Source organism: Symbiopectobacterium sp. Eva_TO, assembly GCF_053848865.1.
Window position 1 is genome coordinate 2581197 of record NZ_JBSPEY010000004.1, and the last position, 20478, is coordinate 2601674.

The 20478-nt window shown below is 48.4% G+C and carries 34 protein-coding genes, 1 tRNA gene and 2 pseudogenes; 15 read left to right on the forward strand and 22 right to left on the reverse strand.

Features of this window, described 5'->3' with window-relative positions:
- Nucleotides 1-22 precede the first annotated feature (22 nt).
- Nucleotides 23-445: pseudogene (locus tag ACWWJF_RS15560) on the forward strand (ABC transporter permease); the annotation flags it as partial.
- A pseudogene (locus ACWWJF_RS15565) lies at nt 417-626 on the forward strand (ABC transporter ATP-binding protein); the annotation flags it as partial. The pseudogenes ACWWJF_RS15560 and ACWWJF_RS15565, both read left to right, overlap by 29 nt.
- A gap of 78 nt (nt 627-704) precedes the next feature.
- On the opposite strand, the gene ACWWJF_RS15570 reads toward ACWWJF_RS15565, so the two are convergent.
- The 10 genes from ACWWJF_RS15570 to ACWWJF_RS15615 all read right to left on the reverse strand — a co-directional run bounded on the left by ACWWJF_RS15570 (nt 705) and on the right by ACWWJF_RS15615 (nt 5978).
- On the reverse strand, nt 705-1772 hold the full coding sequence (locus ACWWJF_RS15570; RefSeq protein WP_455869950.1) for a phage integrase Arm DNA-binding domain-containing protein: 1068 nt from the start codon (nt 1770-1772) through the stop codon (nt 705-707).
- Nucleotides 1750-1989, reverse strand: coding sequence for an excisionase (locus tag ACWWJF_RS15575; RefSeq protein WP_455869951.1), 240 nt, complete (start codon nt 1987-1989; stop codon nt 1750-1752). Before ACWWJF_RS15575 ends, ACWWJF_RS15570 begins: the two co-directional genes overlap by 23 nt.
- Before the next feature lie 147 nt (nt 1990-2136).
- Nucleotides 2137-2298, reverse strand: a complete 162-nt coding sequence (locus ACWWJF_RS15580) for a protease FtsH-inhibitory lysogeny factor CIII (protein ID WP_455869952.1) — start codon at nt 2296-2298, stop codon at nt 2137-2139.
- A 13-nt stretch (nt 2299-2311) separates the two neighbouring features.
- Nucleotides 2312-2521, reverse strand: a complete 210-nt coding sequence (locus ACWWJF_RS15585) for a ParE family toxin-like protein (protein ID WP_455869953.1) — start codon at nt 2519-2521, stop codon at nt 2312-2314.
- Entirely contained in the window at nt 2511-2747 is a 237-nt protein-coding gene (locus tag ACWWJF_RS15590) for a hypothetical protein (protein WP_455869954.1), read from the reverse strand. The genes ACWWJF_RS15585 and ACWWJF_RS15590 overlap by 11 nt, the downstream gene beginning before the upstream one ends.
- The gene (locus ACWWJF_RS15595; RefSeq protein ID WP_455869955.1) at nt 2740-3066 is read right to left on the reverse strand and encodes a hypothetical protein; all 327 of its coding nucleotides are present in this window, start codon (nt 3064-3066) and stop codon (nt 2740-2742) included. Before ACWWJF_RS15595 ends, ACWWJF_RS15590 begins: the two co-directional genes overlap by 8 nt.
- Before the next feature lie 9 nt (nt 3067-3075).
- Nucleotides 3076-3828, reverse strand: a complete 753-nt coding sequence (locus ACWWJF_RS15600; RefSeq protein WP_455869956.1) for a Rha family transcriptional regulator — start codon at nt 3826-3828, stop codon at nt 3076-3078.
- Between the two features lie 70 nt (nt 3829-3898).
- Complete coding sequence (locus ACWWJF_RS15605) at nt 3899-4693, reverse strand: BRO-N domain-containing protein (RefSeq protein ID WP_455869957.1); 795 nt, start codon at nt 4691-4693, stop codon at nt 3899-3901.
- Between the two features lie 282 nt (nt 4694-4975).
- Nucleotides 4976-5173, reverse strand: a complete 198-nt coding sequence (locus ACWWJF_RS15610; protein WP_455869958.1) for a DUF1187 family protein — start codon at nt 5171-5173, stop codon at nt 4976-4978.
- A 19-nt stretch (nt 5174-5192) separates the two neighbouring features.
- Nucleotides 5193-5978: a KilA-N domain-containing protein gene (locus ACWWJF_RS15615; protein ID WP_455869959.1), complete on the reverse strand. Its 786-nt coding sequence runs from the start codon at nt 5976-5978 to the stop codon at nt 5193-5195.
- A gap of 110 nt (nt 5979-6088) precedes the next feature.
- Here ACWWJF_RS15615 and ACWWJF_RS15620 point away from each other — a divergent pair, with 110 nt between their 5' ends.
- Both ACWWJF_RS15620 and ACWWJF_RS15625 read left to right on the forward strand, forming a co-directional pair.
- Nucleotides 6089-6541, forward strand: a complete 453-nt coding sequence (locus ACWWJF_RS15620) for a coiled-coil domain-containing protein (RefSeq protein WP_455871121.1) — start codon at nt 6089-6091, stop codon at nt 6539-6541.
- 16 nt (nt 6542-6557) lie between these two features.
- Nucleotides 6558-6635: transfer RNA gene (locus ACWWJF_RS15625), tRNA-Gly, on the forward strand.
- Between the two features lie 59 nt (nt 6636-6694).
- Here the strand turns inward: ACWWJF_RS15625 and ACWWJF_RS15630 are convergent.
- The 8 genes from ACWWJF_RS15630 to ACWWJF_RS15665 all read right to left on the reverse strand — a co-directional run bounded on the left by ACWWJF_RS15630 (nt 6695) and on the right by ACWWJF_RS15665 (nt 10908).
- Entirely contained in the window at nt 6695-7318 is a 624-nt protein-coding gene (locus ACWWJF_RS15630; protein ID WP_455869960.1) for a lambda exonuclease family protein, read from the reverse strand.
- Nucleotides 7305-8042 (reverse strand): recombinase RecT, encoded by a 738-nt coding sequence (locus ACWWJF_RS15635; protein WP_455869961.1) that lies wholly within the window; start codon nt 8040-8042, stop codon nt 7305-7307. Before ACWWJF_RS15635 ends, ACWWJF_RS15630 begins: the two co-directional genes overlap by 14 nt.
- Entirely contained in the window at nt 8039-8386 is a 348-nt protein-coding gene (locus ACWWJF_RS15640) for a hypothetical protein (RefSeq protein WP_455869962.1), read from the reverse strand. Before ACWWJF_RS15640 ends, ACWWJF_RS15635 begins: the two co-directional genes overlap by 4 nt.
- A gap of 70 nt (nt 8387-8456) precedes the next feature.
- Nucleotides 8457-8585 (reverse strand): protease FtsH-inhibitory lysogeny factor CIII, encoded by a 129-nt coding sequence (locus ACWWJF_RS15645; protein ID WP_222159407.1) that lies wholly within the window; start codon nt 8583-8585, stop codon nt 8457-8459.
- A gap of 145 nt (nt 8586-8730) precedes the next feature.
- Complete coding sequence (locus ACWWJF_RS15650) at nt 8731-8967, reverse strand: hypothetical protein (RefSeq protein WP_455869963.1); 237 nt, start codon at nt 8965-8967, stop codon at nt 8731-8733.
- A 218-nt stretch (nt 8968-9185) separates the two neighbouring features.
- Nucleotides 9186-9461 (reverse strand): hypothetical protein, encoded by a 276-nt coding sequence (locus ACWWJF_RS15655; RefSeq protein WP_455869964.1) that lies wholly within the window; start codon nt 9459-9461, stop codon nt 9186-9188.
- Nucleotides 9462-9562: 101 nt separating this feature from the next.
- Nucleotides 9563-9958 carry a hypothetical protein gene (locus ACWWJF_RS15660; RefSeq protein ID WP_455869965.1) on the reverse strand — a complete coding sequence of 132 codons (396 nt, stop codon included), beginning with the start codon at nt 9956-9958 and terminating at the stop codon, nt 9563-9565.
- Nucleotides 9959-10063: 105 nt separating this feature from the next.
- A protein-coding gene (locus ACWWJF_RS15665) for an IS5 family transposase (RefSeq protein WP_455869966.1) occupies nt 10064-10908 on the reverse strand; the annotation gives its coding sequence in 2 pieces (ribosomal slippage) (nt 10064-10563 and nt 10563-10908; 846 coding nt in all).
- A 98-nt stretch (nt 10909-11006) separates the two neighbouring features.
- On the opposite strand from ACWWJF_RS15665, the gene ACWWJF_RS15670 reads away from it, so the two are divergent.
- Nucleotides 11007-11528, forward strand: a complete 522-nt coding sequence (locus ACWWJF_RS15670; protein WP_455869967.1) for a hypothetical protein — start codon at nt 11007-11009, stop codon at nt 11526-11528.
- 61 nt (nt 11529-11589) lie between these two features.
- Here the strand turns inward: ACWWJF_RS15670 and ACWWJF_RS15675 are convergent, their stop codons facing one another.
- Both ACWWJF_RS15675 and ACWWJF_RS15680 read right to left on the reverse strand, forming a co-directional pair.
- On the reverse strand, nt 11590-11637 hold the full coding sequence (locus ACWWJF_RS15675) for a hypothetical protein (RefSeq protein ID WP_455871122.1): 48 nt from the start codon (nt 11635-11637) through the stop codon (nt 11590-11592).
- A 37-nt stretch (nt 11638-11674) separates the two neighbouring features.
- The gene (locus ACWWJF_RS15680) at nt 11675-12046 is read right to left on the reverse strand and encodes an antitermination protein (RefSeq protein WP_455869968.1); all 372 of its coding nucleotides are present in this window, start codon (nt 12044-12046) and stop codon (nt 11675-11677) included.
- Between the two features lie 291 nt (nt 12047-12337).
- On the opposite strand from ACWWJF_RS15680, the gene ACWWJF_RS15685 reads away from it, so the two are divergent.
- The gene (locus ACWWJF_RS15685; protein ID WP_455869969.1) at nt 12338-12859 is read left to right on the forward strand and encodes an ECs1072 family phage-associated protein; all 522 of its coding nucleotides are present in this window, start codon (nt 12338-12340) and stop codon (nt 12857-12859) included.
- Between the two features lie 497 nt (nt 12860-13356).
- On the opposite strand, the gene ACWWJF_RS15690 is transcribed toward ACWWJF_RS15685, so the two are convergent.
- Nucleotides 13357-14055: a LexA family transcriptional regulator gene (locus tag ACWWJF_RS15690; RefSeq protein WP_455869970.1), complete on the reverse strand. Its 699-nt coding sequence runs from the start codon at nt 14053-14055 to the stop codon at nt 13357-13359.
- A gap of 102 nt (nt 14056-14157) precedes the next feature.
- On the opposite strand from ACWWJF_RS15690, the gene ACWWJF_RS15695 reads away from it, so the two are divergent.
- From ACWWJF_RS15695 to ACWWJF_RS15715, 5 genes are all read left to right on the forward strand, one after another.
- Entirely contained in the window at nt 14158-14364 is a 207-nt protein-coding gene (locus ACWWJF_RS15695) for a Cro/CI family transcriptional regulator (RefSeq protein ID WP_455869971.1), read from the forward strand.
- Between the two features lie 203 nt (nt 14365-14567).
- Nucleotides 14568-14846, forward strand: coding sequence for a CII family transcriptional regulator (locus tag ACWWJF_RS15700; RefSeq protein WP_455869972.1), 279 nt, complete (start codon nt 14568-14570; stop codon nt 14844-14846).
- Nucleotides 14847-14879: 33 nt separating this feature from the next.
- On the forward strand, nt 14880-15044 hold the full coding sequence (locus ACWWJF_RS15705; protein WP_455869973.1) for a hypothetical protein: 165 nt from the start codon (nt 14880-14882) through the stop codon (nt 15042-15044).
- A complete protein-coding gene (locus ACWWJF_RS15710) occupies nt 15041-15811 on the forward strand; it encodes a helix-turn-helix domain-containing protein (protein WP_455869974.1) in 771 nt (256 codons plus the stop codon). The genes ACWWJF_RS15705 and ACWWJF_RS15710 overlap by 4 nt, the downstream gene beginning before the upstream one ends.
- Nucleotides 15812-15911: 100 nt before the next feature.
- Nucleotides 15912-17786: a toprim domain-containing protein gene (locus tag ACWWJF_RS15715; protein ID WP_455869975.1), complete on the forward strand. Its 1875-nt coding sequence runs from the start codon at nt 15912-15914 to the stop codon at nt 17784-17786.
- A gap of 208 nt (nt 17787-17994) precedes the next feature.
- On the opposite strand, the gene ACWWJF_RS15720 is transcribed toward ACWWJF_RS15715, so the two are convergent.
- Complete coding sequence (locus ACWWJF_RS15720; protein ID WP_455869976.1) at nt 17995-18654, reverse strand: DUF4145 domain-containing protein; 660 nt, start codon at nt 18652-18654, stop codon at nt 17995-17997.
- 185 nt (nt 18655-18839) lie between these two features.
- On the opposite strand from ACWWJF_RS15720, the gene ACWWJF_RS15725 reads away from it, so the two are divergent.
- The 4 genes from ACWWJF_RS15725 (at nt 18840) to ACWWJF_RS15740 (ending at nt 20475) form a co-directional block, all read left to right on the forward strand.
- Nucleotides 18840-19277, forward strand: a complete 438-nt coding sequence (locus tag ACWWJF_RS15725) for a recombination protein NinB (RefSeq protein ID WP_455869977.1) — start codon at nt 18840-18842, stop codon at nt 19275-19277.
- 199 nt (nt 19278-19476) lie between these two features.
- Nucleotides 19477-19767, forward strand: coding sequence for a DUF1364 domain-containing protein (locus tag ACWWJF_RS15730; protein WP_455869978.1), 291 nt, complete (start codon nt 19477-19479; stop codon nt 19765-19767).
- Complete coding sequence (locus ACWWJF_RS15735) at nt 19764-20126, forward strand: RusA family crossover junction endodeoxyribonuclease (RefSeq protein WP_455869979.1); 363 nt, start codon at nt 19764-19766, stop codon at nt 20124-20126. Before ACWWJF_RS15730 ends, ACWWJF_RS15735 begins: the two co-directional genes overlap by 4 nt.
- Nucleotides 20127-20340: 214 nt before the next feature.
- Nucleotides 20341-20475 (forward strand): hypothetical protein, encoded by a 135-nt coding sequence (locus ACWWJF_RS15740; RefSeq protein ID WP_455869980.1) that lies wholly within the window; start codon nt 20341-20343, stop codon nt 20473-20475.
- The last annotated feature ends 3 nt before the right edge of the window (nt 20476-20478 follow it).

Below are 20478 nucleotides of genomic sequence, written 5' to 3' on the forward strand. Positions count from 1 at the left end.
GCGGACTTGTGTATAACGAGGTGGGTTAGAGCATGTGGTGATTGCCATTACCCTCACTGCCTGGCCGCCTATCGCACGTCTGGCTCGTGCTGAAGCGCTGTCACTGCGTCAGGCGGATTTCGTTTCTGCGGTAAAACTGCAAGGCGCATCGTCGCTGCGCATTCTGGTGCATCACATTGTGCCGTTGTGTCTGCCTTCAGTGATTATTCGTATCACCATGAACATGGCGGGCATCATTCTGACCGCTGCTGGGCTTGGCTTCTTGGGATTGGGTGGTCAGCCGCCCGATCCTGAATGGGGGGCCATGATCTCTGCCGGTCGTCGCTACATGATGGAGTGCTGGTGGTTAGTCACCATTCCTGGGTTGGCTATTCTGATGAACAGCCTGGCGTTTAACTTTCTTGGAGACGGCCTACGTGACATCCTCGATCCTCGCACCGAATAAGGGTGCAACTCAGGGCGCGCCGCTGCTGGCGGTGGAAAACCTCAAGGTGAGCTTCGTGAACCACGGCGCAGTGACAGATGCTGTGCGCGGCGTCTCCTTTAACCTGGGCTGCGAGAAGCTAGCGATAGTCGGTGAATCCGGCTCGGGTAAATCAACGGTCGGGCGTGCGCTGCTGCATCTGCAGCGGGATGAAAATTATGGCATTTAGATTCAGAGAGTTACAAGCGATCGATCGAAATTACTCGAAATTCGATCGAAACTATTCAATCTCGGCCCACTCCGACCCTCTTACATCGCGGTACTTATCGGTCATCTCGGATGACTTATGTCCTAGCAGTTTTTGCGCATAATCCCTCCCTTTCTCATCAGTGTAGAGACGCGCGGCAAGGCTCCTGATTTCGTGAAATGAAGGCGCTTTTCCTTGCCACGTTAGTCCTGATAATCGACGTGCTTTCAAAAATGCTCTGGAAATCGTGTCCTGAGAAAATTGCTCGTGTTTGGCATCTGCGACAAGATGTGCTCCACCGTTGTTTAATGCCCTAAACTGTTTTAACACATCAGAAAGGCATAAGTTGAGGCAGTCGATTCGGGTTGTCTCGGAGAATGCAATCATCATGCCTGTTTTCGCTTGCTTGATGTAAAGGCGTCCGTCTTTGAAATCCCCCCAGCGTAGCGCCTGTATGTCGCCCAGTCGTTGACCTGTAACCAGAGCAAGGTCAAGACAGGGGCTAACCCATGCAGGTAATTTCTCCGCTGCCTTTCGGATGACCTTCCATTCTCCAAGAGTTATGCGTTCACGCTGGATTTCTACACGCTGATTCCGGGTGGCCTCGGCGGGGTTGTGCGACACTATCCCATCTGCTATTGCCTCACGAAATAAATCAATAACTTCCTTCCTCAATTTATTCGCCATCGTTGCTTTTCCGGCTTTGACCCACAGATTCAGGAAAGCAGCAACATCTTTTGTTTGCACCTGGTGAATAGTAAACTCTCCGAGATGTTCATTGATGGCTTTTAAATATTTTTTATGCTCAGTAATAGTTTTCGGCTTGAGTTTCCGGCCTTCGAGTATCGTCAGATAGCGTTCAGTCCATTCACTCACTGTAGTCACCTGTGTGCCGTTGATGCGGTCAACGAGCGGTGATTGTTTTGATGAGCCATAAATTGCCATATTAGCGGCGATGGCTTGCGTAATGGCCTCCTGTCGATGGCGGCCCAGGCCATACTCTTTTCCTGTGCGTGGGTCACGGTAGCAAAAATAGCCGCCATTGCGCGGTTGCAGGTTTGGCGGCAAGTCGCGGTTCTTATGACTTCTCCGGCGTGCCATGTCTTATCCTCGATAACAGGGCGGGATGAAGGTAACTTGATGAGCGAAGGTTTTTGTTCTGGGTGAGCTTGCAGGCATTTTCCTCAACCAGATACTCGCGCCCATCTCGTATCGGTGCGGGAAAAATCATTCCGTTCCTGACCAGTCGCCTAACGGTTTCCATACAACGCGGACGGGGTTGCCGCCGATTCCACTCGGATAAGGTGATGTATGCCATTATTTACCTCTGCTAAAATTAAGCCGCTGCGCCATTTGTCATGGCGGTGAGCTGGCGGTAGGATTTAAAAATCGTAGAAATGGGGGCGTGAACGTGGCACACAGGGTGTGCGGTGATGCAGGTGATTTCAGGCTGTAACAGCCTTGATTAAGGTGCCGGCGCAGGTCGTAGAGGTTTGCCAGCCTGTTCGAGGATATCGATAAGCTTTCGGTATCCGTTTCTCAGCCATTGAACCCATTTATCCAGTTGGGTTTCTTCCGGGTGATAGCTCCCCATGAGGGCAGCATGACCCGCGAATGCATAATTCATGGGGCTCCTGTTATTATATTGCTATTTGTGTATCGTATTTGGCGTGGCTCATGGTCTTCCAGCTCTGGCCGTTATCTTTGGATAACATGCGCCAGTAGAGGGAGAGTCGTATTGATAAATAACCGGTTCGTTGGATGCGTCTTGCATGGATAAGTCCTTCACGGTATAAGCGCTTAAATCGCTTCTCACGCTCTCTTATCCTGTTAGGTATTTTAGGTTTCATGGGTCTTCTCCAGTTGAGTGAGAATCTTGCTAAGCGTTTCTGCCTGTACAAATTGCACAGCAATAAATTCCAAAAATAACCGACTAAAAACTAACGCTATTGCTGAGAATATAACTGTTGTTGGCTCTGCATTCATGATGCCAATGACAGTGGTTATCCATGCAGCTATCCATGCCATAATTGAAATGGCGTTAATGATTTTCAGTGTCCAGAAGGTGTTAAACATGGTCGGTTTCCTTCTCCATTTGATATTTGATTAATGCCTGAGTGGCGCGACTGTGGCGACGACGGGCATTATGCAGTTCACGTTTTTTCTTGAGGAGGGCGATAAAATAAGGGTCAGTATATTTGATGACACCCGCATATTCCGGTTTGTCCGGGCTAAGTCGACCGCCATCAATACTGGGGTCACCATGCTCGCGGAAATATTGGCGCAGGGCGGTACGATAAATATCTTTCAGCGTCACCATTGCCTTTTCGCACGCGAAAATATCTTTAGATGCTGCGATAATGCGGGCAACGATAACTTCTTGTGATTGCTTCATGATTTTTCCTCATGCGACCTGAAGATATTTATCGTGGGTAAATTCACCGTTCCAGCCTTTCTTCATCGGAAGCTCGCCTTTCAGATAGTGGCGATACAGCCATTTGGCACCTTCTTTTAAAAGAATGACTTCATAAAATTGCTTCTTGCCCTTTTCGGTGTTAACGGTGACCGTTTTTTCGGTGAAATATTTATCGCGCGCATAAGCCTTTACACGCCACTCATAAGGTTTGTTTTCTTCTTTCTGTCCGTCGTAGAGGAAATTACGCTCTGCCAGAAACAGATTTACCCCCATAATATTCACCCCATTTAGTTGCTTGCAGAACTGGACGGGCGTCATTCCTACTTGGAAGAGGTTTTGCAAGCAATGAATCTCTTCTTCTTGCTTCTTGTTGACCAATGCCAGACGTTGCTTTTCCTCTGCTAATTCGGCAGCGAGGCGCAGTGCATCGGGGTATGTTTGCGGAATAGCTGGTTTCTTGGCTTGCTCTTCCAGCTCACGCCAGCGCTTGGCGACTTTATGGCGAAGCTCAATGCTGTACCCCATGACGAGCGTCATCGTTAGGTCTTGGTCGAGTAAAGCCTCTTGGTAAATGCGTCCTGATGAGTCTTGGTAATCTCCCCAGATTTGGGGAGATTGAATATTGAGCGCTTCAAGCATCTTTCGACAGTCCCTTAAAACATGGTCGTGACGCTTACCGGTCAACTCCGCAATCTCGCGGCTGGACATGGTTAACGTTTGTGCAATGGTTAAATTTTGCATGAGTAAAGTCCTCGTTAGTAAAAACGATGAAGATGTAACCCCGGTGTATTACCGGGGCAGGAAGGAAATTTTAGTGACGTTGCAGGAACTGGCTAACGTTTGCTTGTTGCCACTTAGGCAGCGCTTGGGACATAACACTGGAGTGCTGTTGGCTACTATCCTCGATCATCCTTTGCATCTCGCCAAGTACAATATTTGCGTCTTCTTGCTGGCGGAATACACGCTTTATGGCTTGCCTTTCTGCCTCGAATATTGTTTGCTTTAGCTGAGTGGTCATAGAGTAGATACGGCTGCACTCTTCGGCTAATAACGGTATCTGTCGAACTTCAAAGTGCTGTGGCGATGGTACGCCGGTGACGAGCCGTAGAGCATGCCAGATCCCTTGAGTCCATGCTTTCTCAAAACGGAAGCCGTTAGCCATGCTCCAAACGAGATGAGTTAATCTACGAAGATCATCGTCGGTGAATAGTTCGGCGGCTTGAGGTTTATACTGTGGATTATCGTACCTGCCGGTCTTGCGGATTGATGGAAGCACCTCACTCGTTACCCACTTGCGGAAGCGATGGGGCAGGGTGCCTTGCTTCACTGCATCACGGCAACGTAGTACCAAGGTGAACATGCCGGATTCGGAGATGATATTTATCTCCCTCGCCATTTTGTCTATTTTTTGTGCCTCGGTTAAACCGAGGTACAATTTTTCATCATCATCGAGTTTATAAAGGGCATCGCTGACATTGGATATTTTTAAAGCGGAGCAAACATCAGAAGCAATGAACCATGGCTCACCATTAATAATAACGGTGCGGACTTCATGATTCTCAAAAGAGAACGGAGTAACAGCTAATACGGTCATGGTGACCTCCAACGGTGTACGCGGTTATCGCTACCACCTTCGAGGTCAATCTTGGGTGGTAGCCCAGACAGGGTTGACCTTACCGGTACACCACCGGCGAGCCTTATGGCTCCCCCACCTGAGCTACCATTGATATGTGCTTAGGCGATGACCATAAAAAAACACGCTCGCGGCGTGTCGTTATGGTCGCGGTGTAAACGGCAGGAGGTCAATCCCGACACCTGAATTTGCAGATGCAGATTGACTATAGCGCATGGGTTCTCCTTGCGTCAATGGGATGGTTTATTGTGCTATTTACCACGTGTCCCTGTTTTTCACCTTGACGCAGCGGAAGTCCTCCAGTTTCACCTTATCGCCGAACGATTTACCTGCCTTCTTAGGCTTAAAGAGCAGTTTTTCGCATTCTGACATGGTGAGTTTCACCTTCGAGAACCGTAGCCACTGAACATCCAGCCCGCCGGGTTTTTTGATCGTTGCCGTTATTTTGTACATTAAGTATCTCCGGGGCTGTTTATGCCGCTATACCGTTCATCATGACGCTTAACAGCCGTGGAAACAGGCTGTCGTAGAAGTGTGGCTGCGTCTGGCGCGGATTATTCGGGTCAGTCAGGTTCTTACCAAACTGCAAGCCTTTTTCTGTTAGCGACCAGAATAGTTTCTCTTTGTCGGGATGCTTGCTGCTGGGACGTGACTTGCGCTCAGCGAGTCCAAGCAATTGCAGGCGCTTGAAACCAGACTGTGCGGTGTAGGGCTTGCCGTGAAGCATCAGCAGTTCGGTTAGGGAATGCGTGACTTCACTTGAGCCGGTTACGCTGCCCTCCGGGGCATCTACGGCGTAGGCTGGCAGGATATCCGGCATGCCGAGGGAAGATTGCAGTTGCTGCAGCGAACCCAGCACAGCAGACGGCGCAAGGCGGAATTCCTGTTTAGCGAAACTGAGCAGTGCCAATCCTGCCTGAAGCTGGTCTGTCAATGGTTGCTCGGGCGCAGAGATGGCTTTATCAAACGTGCGGATGACCTTGAGATTGAAAGCGGCGCTGATCCACATGGCGTAGGCGAAAACCAGTTCTTTGGCAACATATGTTCCCTGTTCGGGGCCACCACGGATAACCGATACCGGAATTCCGTCCTCGATCAAAAATTGAGCAATCAGTTCTTGGGTCTGTTTATTTGCCAGCCAGTACGCAGGACTATCTTTTTTAATATCGCCGGCGGCACGATGTAAATCATTCAGGCAGTAACGCCCGAAAGCGTCCTGACGGACGACGGTATTTTCAATGACAACTAATTTAGACATAACGATTTCTCCATAATTAAACGGATGTGGTTATCAGAGGGCTAACTTGTAAAATTTTGCAGATGGGCGGTCAGATCGCTTACACTTGGCTTAACACAGGAGGATCCGCTATGGGCCAGGTTGCATTTGATACATTGCAGGCGTCAGAAGAGCTTGAGACTGCTGGCATCTCTAGAGAACAGGCTAGGGCTATTTCGCTCGTCGTACGCAAGTCTCATGAGGTGGCAGATGTGGCTACCAAGCGTGACCTTGAGGACGTGCGTAAAGAAATCGACGCCAGATTCGATAAGACAGACGCTCATATAGCTGATATCCGCAAAGATATGGACGCTCGTTTCGAGAAGCACGAAGCTCAGATGCAGGCTCGCTTCGAGAAAACTGAAGCTCAGATAGCCGATGTCCGCAAGGATATGACGACTCAAATATCCTTGGTTCGAAAGGATTTACAGCTTGAAATGGCGGGTATCCGCTCAGAGCAGAAGTTAATTCGCTGGATGCTGAGCGCTGGAGTTTTGGGTATTCTCTCTCTGGTTGTGAAAGCTTTTCTCGTTACAGCCCTTTAATCAATTCTGCAACCTTGGGTCGGTAGCTTAGTGTGGAAGAGCGTACGTGTTCCCCAACCGTAAGATGCAGGTTCGATTCCTGCCCGACCCACCATACTACCCCTTGGGTCAGGTGGAACCTGATTGTGTAGCCGCCTGACGACATGCATGGACTCATGCCGCTACCTTGGATAATTTCCTGATAACCTCAAGTTCTCTTTCAAGCTCAGCCAGAAACTGCCTTAACGCCTCCTGTATTTCAGTAACCAGTTTATCGTCCTGATGAATTCTCAACTGGTAATAGGCAAGGTCTGGCGGTAGCCTGTCGTCATAGCTGACAAAATCACACCATTTCCTGCCCGTACACATCATTTGGGCGTGCATCTGTAGGAGGTATTGGTTTTTCGGCTTACCGGTCTTGATGGTCTCTAAATGCGTCCATGTATTGGGGCACTTGATTTCAATCAGACCATCATCCCCCACAAGACCATCAGGTGATGCGCCAAATCCTACGATATCGGGGTGAAGAATAAACCCGACTTCCGTCACTTCCGCATCGAACTGGTTAAGCAAATACATCTCCCGCGCTACCGGTTCAAGTTCAGTGCCGCGCTGCATGGCGGCGTTTGAGTAACTTTCTTCGAGCTTTCCGGTCAGGCGCTGGCAGATAAGCTCTGCCATGTAGTTCTGGCGGCTGGCGGAATAGCCCGATTTGGTTTTCGCCATCACGTCAGATAAGCGACTGGCGGTCACGTTGCCACAACGGGCGGCAAACCATTCATCACTACGCTGTTGCATGATCCACCTCGCTATATTCCGCATCGACGGGAATGCTTTTCTTGATGCGCTCCTTCTCGGTATTGCCGATAATCTGGCGCTCTTCCTGCGTGAGGCTCTTCCATGTTTCAGCGAAGACTTCCATGCTTAGCTGTGCCGCTTCTTCGCACCGGGCAATGAGTGCAGGGCGGCGCTCGTCTGTTTGTTGTCCAACAACAACGCTTGCCGGGCTGCTTTCGATGATCCGCTCTGCTTCGTCGCTGTCGTAAATTCCCGCGAAGCCAAATGCCATGCGTGCACACTGAATAAGTGACTTGTGGCGCAGCATACGGGTGGGGTGTGATTGCCACGGCTGGGTATTGCGCTTACACTCGCCCATGTATTCGGTTACTACAGTAGGGTGTTTGCGGTCTTTGCGGTAAATCTTGCAGGTGCAAGCCCCCTCTTCCTTGTCGTAGCCGAATTCCATTCCGTCGAACTGAGGATGTTCGTTAATGATCCGCGCCCATCCATCGACACCAACAACCGGGACAATCCCGCCCTTGTCAGGAAAGGCATAAATTTCTTTTGTCCACGGGTTGAGTCCGTACTGGTTGGCAACAATAAGCAGGGCGGTAAATTGCTCGTCCGTGACGTTACCCCCCTTGAACGCCGTATTCTTAAGGGTATTCATCAAGTCCGTACCTGGCTCCATACCGAGACGCTCAGCCAGCTTCCCTGCCATTGTTGCTAATGCTGTGCTCATGCTGCATCCTCCGTGCTGTTCTGCCTGTCGTAAATCCAGAGCGCCCGCTCAACCTTCACGCGGTGAAAAATGGCGTCGAATACTCGCTGACTCTCGGCTTCCTGATAATCAACATCGCTGTCTTCCATGTACTCACAGGCTTGCTCTGTGTAAGCATCAGGCCAGTGCTTTCTAAGCGGATCACGAAACCTTTCGATAGACTTCTCCGCCAATTGCTCAGCCTCTGCGTAACAGTCCTCAATTACCTCATCCGGCATCTCTTCCATGATTTTTCGAATTGCTGATAACTTGGTTAGGCTAAGCATGTTTTCGCCCTCCGCAATAATTTCATAGCTGAAATCCATTTCTCTTTGTTTGCGTAAAGAACGGCTTCCCGGCAGAGTTCTTGTGCTTTGATAAAATACGGATTAGATTTCACGGCTCACCTCGTTGGTTTAACGTGTCTTTAAGCCATTTAGCAGCGGCTTTAATGATGTTAATAATTCGGTCTAACTGTGTTTCCGAGCGGCCAGCAATAGGCCACCCTGCAAAGGCATATTGCATGGCGTTCTCCGTTTAACTATTTGGATTGATGTACAATTTTGCCGACGAATATCGGCGCGGGTATAAAGAGGCAGTTCAGTGTTATCTATTATTAGTGTGATGTTGATTGCGGCGATAAGCGGATGATGGGAATGCTGAAAGTGTTTCAGTCATACACTGGCGTTAATTTTTTCACTTGCTTTTTAAGCCACTTATTTTCTTCCGTCAGATAGAAAATAGTTGACTTATATACTCTTGTCTCATTGTCATCACAAGGGAGGATGTCAATGCTCATCAAATAATGTGAATCATTAATATTATTGCTGCCGTTGGTGACAGCGACCATGTTACCGAAATCAGGATGATTGAAGGTCGTGATATGAGGTTTATTAAGTTGCATCATTCAATTCTCCGTTGGCTATCAAAATATTTTCGCTTTCCCCAATCTTCCCGACATTCTTTGCAGCAGAAATTACCCTCGGTTGGCTCTTCGCAATTATAGCAGCGCCCGTTAACCGGTAATTCCTTCTCTCGATGATTGGTGATCAGGTGTTGGCGAAAGGTTTCTTCGTTCTGGCTGGCTATATCTACATTATCTGCCATAACGCTATTCCATGCTCCTCAATCGTTTAATAACTTCCGGGTATTGTCCGTGAGTTGTGCTTGATATTTCTCAACCATCCTCGCGGCATAAGCGAGTGCGTCCTCGCGCTCGGAGAAGTCGCCGATGGCTTGTAGTAAGCCGTCGATGCCACGGATATAGATGCTGAAAAAGTCAGGATTATCATTTTCTTGCATTATATCGCCGCAGTCGTCTACAACGCCCGACAGGATGATTTCAGTCACAATCGTCCCCGGCGCTATCAGGTGGTCGAATTCGTCAATGAGCTTTTGCATGGTGGTCTCCGTGTTCAGTGCCTGCTTTGGTGACCCTCTCAGGCGGCGAGGGTTTCCCCGCTTTCCACAGACAAAGGAACCTGATAAATTGGTTAAATGTATTACCAATTGCCGGCGCTCATGCCTTTAACGGCTAAAACGTTTTTAAGATAAGAAATCTGTTCAGATAATTCTCTTTGTTGACGTGAAATAGTTTCTAGCTGCTTAATTAAGTACTCTCCCTGCTTTCGGCTGAAGTATTCTGTCGATTCGGTTTGCGGGCTGGTTGCCTGCGCTCCTGTGCCTCCAACGGCCTCTGGCTTACCCTTTGGCGGCTTTTTTTGTTCCATTTCTTCTAAATCACCAACAAGCTTAGAAAGCGGAACATGAATTAAAAAAGTCTCCCCCGACACCATTACGGCTAACGTCTCGTCTGGGTTCTCATCTTTGCGGAAAATAGCCGCGATAAGATCATAATTAAAGGCAAATCCTTGGTCTAAGTTAACATTAAATTTCATACCTACCTCGATGCTATGTTATCTGTGTAATGCCTGTTTTTACCGTGTCAGGCTCACGTGCCCGCCATACCCCTACAGCGAGATTTTTGTGCTAGGCTGTGTCCCTTAATTGCATAACTTGTTGTAAAAGAGGCGGATGCAGCCCAGTTTAACCATCGACAGATAATTCCTCGCCGTTTTGTCATAACGTGTGGCAATACGGCGGTATTCTTTTAATCGGCCAAAACATCTTTCCACTACATTGCGATGACGGTAAGCGTCACTGGCGAACCGTGAGCGCCCGTCCGAAGCCATTTTTTCATTCGTTTTTCGGGGGATGACTGCCTTTATCCCCTTTCGTTTCAGCTCGTTGCGTAGTGCATGCCCTGAATAAGCTTTGTCAGCCAGCACCGCATAACCACGACGCTTCATGCTGCCATTCTGGCGCTGAACACCAATACCGTCCAGAAGACGTAATGCGAACTGGCTTTCGTGAGCCTGTCCGGGGCTCAGCAGGATGTTTAACGGGAGACCACTTCCGTCTGTTGCCAGATGGATTTTGGTGCCAAAACCACCGCGAGAGCGACCCAGACCGTTATCTCCGGCGATATCGGGATGTTTTTTTGAGCACCGGCAGCACATTTCAGCGCCCGGATATTACTGCCATCCAGCGCCGTGGCAGACCAGTCAACGAGACCATGCGCATCAAGAGCAGAAAGTAACCTGTTGAAAATAATGTTAATCACACCCGATTTTGACCATCGATTAAAGCGGTTATATACGGTTTTCCACGGACCATATCGCTCAGGTAAATCACGCCATGGAGCACCTGAGCACAGAATCCAGAACATACCATTGATGATTTTACGATGTTCTGCCCATGGACGTCCGGCACGTGGTATTGCTGGTTCAGCAGGCAGTAAAGACTGGATGATCATCCATGCTTCATCGGGAAGGTCGTAGCGAGCCATAATTCAATATACTGTGGAAACATACGGTTACTATAACTCAGGCAATTAAGGGACACAGCCTAGAATCTCGATACCCCTACAGTTTTGCGAGTTTCAAAATGCCCGATTTAATCCCTGCATGGCTTTCCAATCTTATTGGGAAAGAGCCTACGGTTAAGATTATGTTTACATTGGTAATTTTTTTATTGCTGATAACATTTGTACCACTTGATTTGTTCCCTAATCACCCAATGCCAGCATTCGGCTTTTACCCGGGAATGTTTGCTATAGGGTTTTTGACTTCTCATTTCGGCATGATTTTTGTGAAAAATTCAGTAGATAAATATGCTCACAAAAAGGAAAAGAGACTAAAAGCAAAAAGCGATAAGGGGTACAGAATTGCTTTAGACGAACTTTTTGGTTCTTTAACGGGTTCAGAGAAAGATCATCTTGCCATGGCTGTTGATTCTGGGGAGTATTCAATCCATATAAGAAATGATAATGAAATTGTAAAAAGCCTTATTGATAAGGGGTTTATCGGAAATTACCAGCATTTAAAAAATGGAATGATTAGGTTGTATATTAGAGATGATTTAACTCACGAATGTTTCGTGAGGCTCGCCGGACATTTCAATAGGTGACTGCTCCCCGCCGTAAACGGCGAGGCTTCCCACTTCTCAGGCCGCAACCGTCTGTCTAATCTTACCTCGCAGTAACCGAGCCTGATTTTCTATGGCCTGCGGAATACATCGCTACATCTGCTAGGCAGCGCGACCCCTACTCAAATTCAATGAACGGGCCGCGATGTATGAGTCTGCCTTGCTCTGGCGGTAATGCCATACTCCGTTTTCGGTTTGCTGTACCAGATGCGATGGTTAAGACGTCTGGTAATATCGTACTTTTCAGCGAAACGGTTAATTTGCTCTCTGAACTTGTCCAGTAAGCCGAAATTAATCCGTGGTGCACGTTTGCGCTTGAAGGCCAATTCGATTCGGGTAAGCGCTTTGCGTTTTTCTGGCTTCTGCCCCAATGCTTTGTCGATACGGGATGTCACCAGTTCACGCCGGATGGCTTCTGCCTTGCGTCTCGCATGACGGCGAATAGCGGCGTTGGTTTTGTTAACAGGATTAACGGATTTACGGTAAATGATAGTAGCCATGCTCCCCTCCAATAGATGGTTTTGGTGGTGTGGTGGCCGGTGCTGAACTACCTCCGGCATTAGGTGCAGCCGCTTAGAGCCTCTGACGATCACCTATCACGGCAAGCGAGAAATGCGGCCGCATCCGCTTGTCACTCAGTTTATGGCTAGCGCATCAGCCTGCGCATTCACCACACCCCAAAAACATCTGGGTAAAGGTTCGGCACGTTGTCGGTGCCTTCCGTAGAGCACGAGGCTCGTTGTAAAAAGAGCGGTTAAAACAGAGCAGACTCATTAATCTGCTGTGGTTTAATGCCTGGTTTATTCTCCACCTCAGGCGGCAGTGGTATCTTGGGAGCTCTCACACAACCAAGAAGGTTTTCTATGACTGACTACTACAAGCTTTACCGTGCATTAGAACCAGGACTCATCAAGTTTTACGGCACCACTAGTGACGATGTCAGAAATAATCTAAATACACTGAAAGATTTTAAGTGTCGCACTCACATACATCATTTGCTTTTAATCGAAATGATTTTGAATAATCATAGGGATAAATATAAAAAATCAATTTCTGATCTTTCTGGTATTAAAGCGCTGTACCACATGGTTTTTTTAAAAACCAACTGGAAACCAGAAGAAATAAGATCTACTTCAATTCATGACCTACTTTTTATTCTTCAGGAAGAAATGAATTCTGAATTTCTGCCCGAAGAGGAGCGCAAGTATCTAAAAATGCTTTTAAACTACGACAATCCGCCAAAAATTGACTTAGCAAGTTACGCTGGTTGGTCGATAGGTGAAGGCGATCGGTATTTAAGGTCTGATCAGTAACAGCCTCAGCTTCTGCTATGCGCATCTTCAGTGAAGAAATCCCCTGGACTACGCTGCAAATGGCTGAATACTGAGATTCAGCCATTCCGAGTTGTGCACGGTACTTATCTTTCAATTCGTCAAGCAATGAGCCCGTAGTGTTGATTGAGTCTTTATCAAAGCGCAGGGTCTCGAGGGCGCCATTTGTATTTGTTACCATCTTCCATCTCCTCTCTCGTTAGCTACCCCAACCGCCGTCATGTTCGTGTGCCTCGGGCTGGCTACTTACGCTCAGGCAATCGGCGGGTAACTCGAGGTCTTGCCTGCCGGGATATTGCCTTTGCGGGTTGGTGGTCCACCGTCTGGCTGGAGCCTGTCTGGTGGGTTGATGGAATTTAGATTACTCTAAGTGATTTTAATGGTCAATACTTGAAGTGATTATTTCCCTGGGGTTAATTTAATGCATTGAATTTTATGAAAAAAATAAAATACCGATTTTAAGCCAGTATAGATGATTTTTATTTGGGGATGTATCTTGGGGACTTGATGACACCAAGGATAAAGTGAACAAAATCAACATTTTGCTTAGAAATTGTTATTGGTTTATCATCTTGATTTATAGATATAAATTGGTATTCATGCTGATGAACATATCCAATCTGCCTGATCATTATTTGACCATTCTTGTCTTTCAGAAAAACCTCATCTCCGGCATGACAAACTGAATTAGGTTCAATCAAAACAAATTCACCAGATTTAATCCTAGGCCACAAATCATCACCACGAAGGCAAACTGCATATGCATCGGGATCATCGCTGTGTATTGCAACCCATCCTGAGTGATCTTCAGACATTTTTATCATGCCCTTAGCTCCTAGTATGGCCTCCCCAATCACTGGAATTAGGCCCGGCTTCAATTTTCCAACATACTCAAACTTATCGTTTGAAGTGCCGTATGTAAGCTGTTTAATGTCAGCCGCGAGCGATGGACTAAAACTTTCGATAGGAACTTTAAGTATTTTTGAAAATTTTGATGCGTGATTGATATTAATGACATTTTTACCAGTTAGTAACTGATTTACTGCGCTTTGCCCAATACCCATATCATGGGCTATCGTGTATTGAGATATCCCAAGAGATTTCTTTTTTTGCTCATAAATTGCCTTAAGCCTACGGCAATCCTCAAGCTGTTCTTTGGTTAACGGTGTTTTTTTCATGATCCTATTTTATTACGTGTGGGGATTTTTTAAAAACACTCCAAGTATTGACATTTAGATGACTCTGAGTAATCATGCATTTGATAACCATAGTGAGGGATTATGAAGAGATATCACCTATTAGAATTTGCGAAAAAGTTTGGGCAAGGACAAACGGCAAAAAAATTAGGTATCTACCAAAGTGCAGTTAGCAAAGCGCTTCGCACAGAAAGAAACATTACCGTTCTTGTTCATGATGATGGCCGTGTGGAGGCTGAAGAAATAAAGCCATTCCCGAATCAACGCCATCAGGCAAATTTCGCAGCCTAACCCGCAGCACCGCTCTTTACAACGGACACTCGTCCTACGGAAGCCACCGACAACGTGGCGAACTCAACATCCCACAGTAACAAACTCACTGTGACTGGCTCACGGCTTCGTCACGTCTGTTGATTACCACATTACACCACAGGTGCCGTGTCTCTGCATGCGCATCCGATAACCTATTTTTTTCAACAAGGAAAGTATCACACATGAACCACGCAACACAAAGCAAGAAAGCCGCTCACATCGAGTCGGCATTACTCAACAAGTTAGCCCTGATGGGACAGAAAGCCTTTGCCGCTGCCATGAACGTACCAGAGTACCAGGTTAGTCGCTGGAAGAACGGTCTGTTTCGACAGGTCAGCCTGATGCTGGCCGTGCTGAACTACGGTATTGCCGATGATGAAATGGCTGAGTTAGCCAAGCGGCTGGCGGGGTATTTGACCAAAGAAAAAGCCGAACAGTGCGCGAACACTTTTCCGGCTTAAAACTGCAACAACAAATTGAATTCAGGAGGAATTATGGCACGAAACAGCCGGAATTTCAAGCAAAAGGGCACGTATCGCCCTCATCCTGAACCCCAAACATTAATGCCTGAGAATGCGGCGAAGAAATTCGCCGAACTCTTTCGCCTGCAACAACAACTTTACCTAGCTCAGCATGAGTCCGAGGAGAAACGCAAATGAGCAGAATAGCAACTGACTGGGCCTGGAGTCTGAATTTACCCTCATCACAAAAACTGTTGCTCCTGTCTCTTGCTGACCGAGCCGACGAACAGCACTGCTGTTACCCCAGCATACAAAGGCTTGTCAGTGACACCGGATTGGAAAGAAAAACCATTGGGAAAGGCATCAATCAGATGATCGAAGAGGGTCTGATTCGCGATACCGGCGAGAGAAAAGGCCCGACAAAACGGGTTCGGGTATTACAGCTAAATATCGGCAGTAAATTTACCCAAAAACGGAATGATACCGAAAACGGTAATGTTACCAAAAACGGAACGTTAAATGATCCCAATATTGGGACTTTGAATGATCCCAAAAACGGGATTTTGAATGATCCCAAAATTGGGACACAGAATCAGTCATTAGAACCCAACATAGAACCAGAAAAGAATATCCCCTTACCCTTTACCGACACGAAAACCAAATTTGACCCGCTAACCGAAAAACCGTCGAACGTGTCGGCAGAGGTTTGGGCCGATTGGGTGAGCCACCGCAAAGAAATTCGTCACCCGTTGACCCCGACCACCTGCAAGCGCATCAGGTCGATGCTGGAAAACCATGTCAACCCCGATGCGGTGATTGGCTTGTCCATCGAGCGCGGTTGGCAGGGCTTGTTCCCCGAAAAAATCACCGAGCCAGCCAATACCACGCCCGCGTTCGATGTCTCCCGGTTGACCGAGGAGCAGCGGCGTGAACTGGCCCTGTATGAACTTCTGGAGGGGCGATGAAATCATGGCTGAAACGGGTTTTGATTGCCGGTTACTGCCACGGGGTTATGCCGATATCGGCAGTGACGCTGGGCTTTAAGATTTTTCGATTGGAGGCAGTATGACTATCCAGGAATTATCCGGCCTGTTGTGGCAGCGGGTTGAGCAGGTGGTGGCGCACTTGCTCCCCAACGGTCGTCGCGTCAATGGGGAGTGGGTTGTCGGTGATTTGGACGGCAACAAGGGGCAATCGCTCAAGGTCAATCTCACCGGCAAGCAGGTCTGGTGCGAGTTCAACGGCGGACAGGGTGGCGACTTGCTGGACTTGTGGGTATCGGTACGGCATACCCAACTCCATCAGGCCATGCAGGAGGCCAAAGCGTTTCTGGGTGTCAAGGACGAGGACAGCGCCTTTCTGCCTAAACCGGCAAAAATCTTCAAGAAACCTGAGCGCAAGGGCGTCAAAGGCTCCCGCGACTGTTTCGCGTATCTGGCCTCAAGGGGGATCTCCCACGAGACGGCACAAGCGTTCAAAGTGACCGACGCGGTGATATTCAACCACGAGACCAAGCAGGAAGTCCCTGCCATTGCTTTCCCCTACCTGCGCGACGGTGCGTTGAAACAAATCAAGCGGTTGGGGATTGAGCGTCATGACGGTAAAAAAATCATCATGGCGGAGTCCGATTGTGAGCCCTGTCTGTTTGGCTGGCAGGCCATCAACCCCAAAGAGCGCAATCTGGTGGTGATTTGTGAAGGCGAAATTGACGCGATGAGCATCCACCAGTACGGCCTCCCGGCACTGTCGGTTCCCTTCGGTGGCGGAACGGGGGCCAAGCAGCAGTGGATTGAGCATGAGTACGAAAATCTGTCACGTTTCGAAGAGATATTCCTGTGCATGGACATGGATGCCGCCGGGCAATCCGCCGCCAAGGAAATTGCTACCCGGCTGGGGATCCATCGTTGCAGCTTTGTGAAGCTCCCTCACAAGGACGCTAACGAATGCCTGGTCAATAATATTTCAGTGGAGCAGTTTCAACGGCTCTTCATGGACGCTGAGACGTTCGACCCCACAGAACTCAAGCGAGCGGGCGAATTCCGTCAGGAAGTCCATGCGGCTTTTTTTTCACCCGCTCCCGGTCTGTTCACCAGTCCGTGGCCCACGCTGGAGCAGAATTTCAGATTCAGGACGCACGAACTGACCCTGGTCAACGGCGTTAACGGTCACGGCAAATCGCAGTTTGTGGGGCATCTGGCGCTTGAGGCGACGTATCAGGGGGTGTCTGCCTGCATCGCCTCCATGGAGCTACGGCCCGCTATCCTGCTAAAACGGATGATTCGACAAGCCGTATGTACGGGGAATACGTCACCGGAGGATGTAGACCGGATGATGGACCTGCTCGATGCGCGGATGTGGTTGTTCAATGTGACAGGTAAAGCCAAGGGAGACCGGATTTTGTCCGTGTTCAAATATGCGCACAAGCGCTATGGCGTCAAGCTGTTTGTCGTAGACTCGCTGATGATGTGCGGACTCAATGAGGATGATTACAACGGCCAGAAGGCGTTTATGGAAGCCTTATGCGAGTTCAAGCTGACTTACCCGGTGCATGTGCTGTTGGTAACTCATCCCCGAAAAGGCGAAAACGAAGAAAAGCCGGTCGGCAAGATGGATGTCAAGGGAAGCGGCGCTATCACGGATTTGACCGACAACCTGCTCACCGTTTGGCGCAACAAGGCGCGTGAAGCCGTGGTAGAGAAAGCGAGGAAATTTGGTAACGAAGCTTTATCGGAGAAAGAGCAAAAGTTACTGGAGGCCCCCGGGACGCTGTTATTGCTCGACAAGCAGCGTAATGGCGAGGGCTGGATGGGAAAAATTCCCTTGGTGTTCAACCTGCTGAGTAATCAGTTTCTGGCCGACAAAAAGAGTATTCCGTTTAACTACGCACGGGGGGAGTCGCAAAGTGCGGTGATATCTGAAATGCGCCGTATGGCGGTTTAACGAAAACAGCGAGGGAAATAGGCATGACCGCATATCTAACAGAATGCATCGTGGGGCTGCTGGCAATGGCAGCCCTTTTTGTTTGGGTGGGGACATCCTCAACTTGGTTGACAAAATAGAAAAAATGCGAAAATACATGGTTTACGAATCCTAAAAAAAGCGAAAATTAAGATGAGTGAGCGGGGCAAGCATAGCCAGCCCACAATCATTATTGCTGTTCGTGGGATTGTTTTTTTGCCTCAACCATCGCTGGGAGGGTAAACGCATAAAGCAGGAAGACTTCAGTGAATCCGAGCATTTCTTCGGCCTCTTCCTGGGTGAAATATTCATCGGAGTGAACAGCGCCGTTTGAATCAAATCGGACGATGTGAGCCCAGTCTTTCATCTGTTCTGTGATTAACCCCTTGCCATGAAGCATGGATATTCTTTGTGAAAGTTTCTCTTTATTTGAATCTTCTCCGAGAATATCTCTGGTGGCAATGTCAATAACCTTTCTGCATAGCATTACCGAAGTTTCAAAATTACCCTTCTGTAGGTTATTTTTTGATTCTGTATAGAACTTCGCTGCTCTATCTGGGGTTTTGTTCGGTGCTGTGTTCGATTCTATTCTGGGATAAATCTCAGTAATTGAATAATTTCCCTCCCTGTCCGGCACCATGAGGTTACCTCCGCCTTTTTGTGAAAAATATAAAGGCCCGTTACCTGAGAGAGCCCGCACGACAGCTATACCTGACTTGTTACAAGTATTGCAACGGAATTGTACGTCATAAATATTGGTATTAATTCTATTTGATTCATTCAAGCCAATTAAAACCGCGTTCTCTCTTAAGCAGTGAGGACAGGTTGTATCGAAGGAAAGCATACCCATGAATAATTTAACTCCCTATTTGAATGATATATCCACGATATTGAGTAACGCGGATAGGCCTGAGGTGACGTTGTTACAACGCTATGAGATAACCTCAAGCGAGCAAAAAATCAACTTCATTCTATCACTTATTGGAAAGTTGATAGAGCAGGACAGAATGCTTCGCGCCAGAAGCGGAGGGTGACATGGATAAAACACGCTTCCTGCTGCGTGATGAACGAATACGAAAAAACTTGAAAGCGTTTATTGATTCCCTGCCCACCGACGAACACCGCCCCCTCGAAATCACCATCAACGACAGCAAAAGAAATTTGCAGCAAAACAGTTTGTTCCATGTGTTATGCACCGATGTCTCGCAGCAGGTGTTGTGGGCAGATAAACCGCGCCCGCTGATGGACTGGAAGGCGTTGTTTGTCTCGGGACATGCCATCGCTACAGGCAGGCCGGGAGAGGTGGTTACGGGGCTGGAGGGGGAGTTTTGCAGCATCCGCGAGAGCACGGCTCAGATGGGCGTAAAGCGCATGAACAGTTTGATTGAGTACGCCCAGGCCTGGTCGGTCGGCAACGGTGTCAGGCTGCGCGAGGTGCGTTATTCAGGGGATTATTTTGGGAGAGTGGGATGAAGAACATGCCTTTCAAGTACGATGGGTTAACCCCTGAAGAAGCTGAACATCTAATCAAGCACTACGAAGACAAGGGTTATCGCGCTGTCAGGTCACTGAGCAGCGACCCGAAATACTGGGATGTCGTCGTCACCCTTTCTGAACAGAAATACCTCAAACCAACGCCACGCTCAATGGTTAACAAGATGTGGAGGTAGATATGGCAAAGCTTCGCAAGGCAGCACAAGGCCGGGAATGCAGGGTGAAAATACCCGGCATATGCAACGGCAACAGTGGAACCGTGGTTCTGGCCCATTACCGCATGGCGGGATTGTGTGGAACGGGAATGAAGCCTGACGACCTTTTTGGCGCATGGGCCTGTTCGGGGTGTCACGACGAAATAGACCGCCGCACGCGTATCACCGATGCTGAATATGCCCGACTGCATCATCTTGAGGGCATTATCAGGACGCAGTCCGTTTTGCTAGAGGAGGGGAAGATTAAGCGATGACCGAATATCACCTGAAACTGCCGTGGCCTCCCAGCCTGAACACCTACTGGCGGCACGCACGACATCGGCACTACATCAGCGAGAAAGGCAAAGCATACCGACAAAGCATCATCCAGATGATCCAGCAGCAACACCTCGATATCAAGACTCCCGCAAGACTGAAAATTTCCATCATCGCCAACGCTCCAGACAAACGACGCCGTGACCTCGACAACCTGCAAAAGGCGGTTTTCGATTCGCTCACGCATGCGGGCTTCATGCTGGACGACGAACAGATAGATGATTTCAGGGTAAAGCGTGGTGAGCGGGTGAAGGGGGGAAGTCTGGATATCGTCATCACGGAATTGGAGGCAGCCTGATGTTTACCAATATCAACGCAGCGATAAATCACGCCAGAGAACGGCATGATGCAGCAATTCAAAAACACATTAACGGAAAGCGCTGGCCATCTCACTTTGTCGTTACGCAGTTCCGTCACCGGCTACATGTGCTGCGTGAAGATAAAGCAAAAGGAGAGGTCACGTATACCACACGGCAGGACAGGTTCGGCACGGTAAACACAGGGGGTGACGCATGATTATCATCGCGGTGGTTATTTACTCATTCATGGCAGGAATGATGTCGGGATGGATTCACACAAAGCTTAAAGATTGCGCCATCTTCTGGGGCTGCCTGTGGCCGGTGACGTTGTGGAGGATGATTGCATGAAGC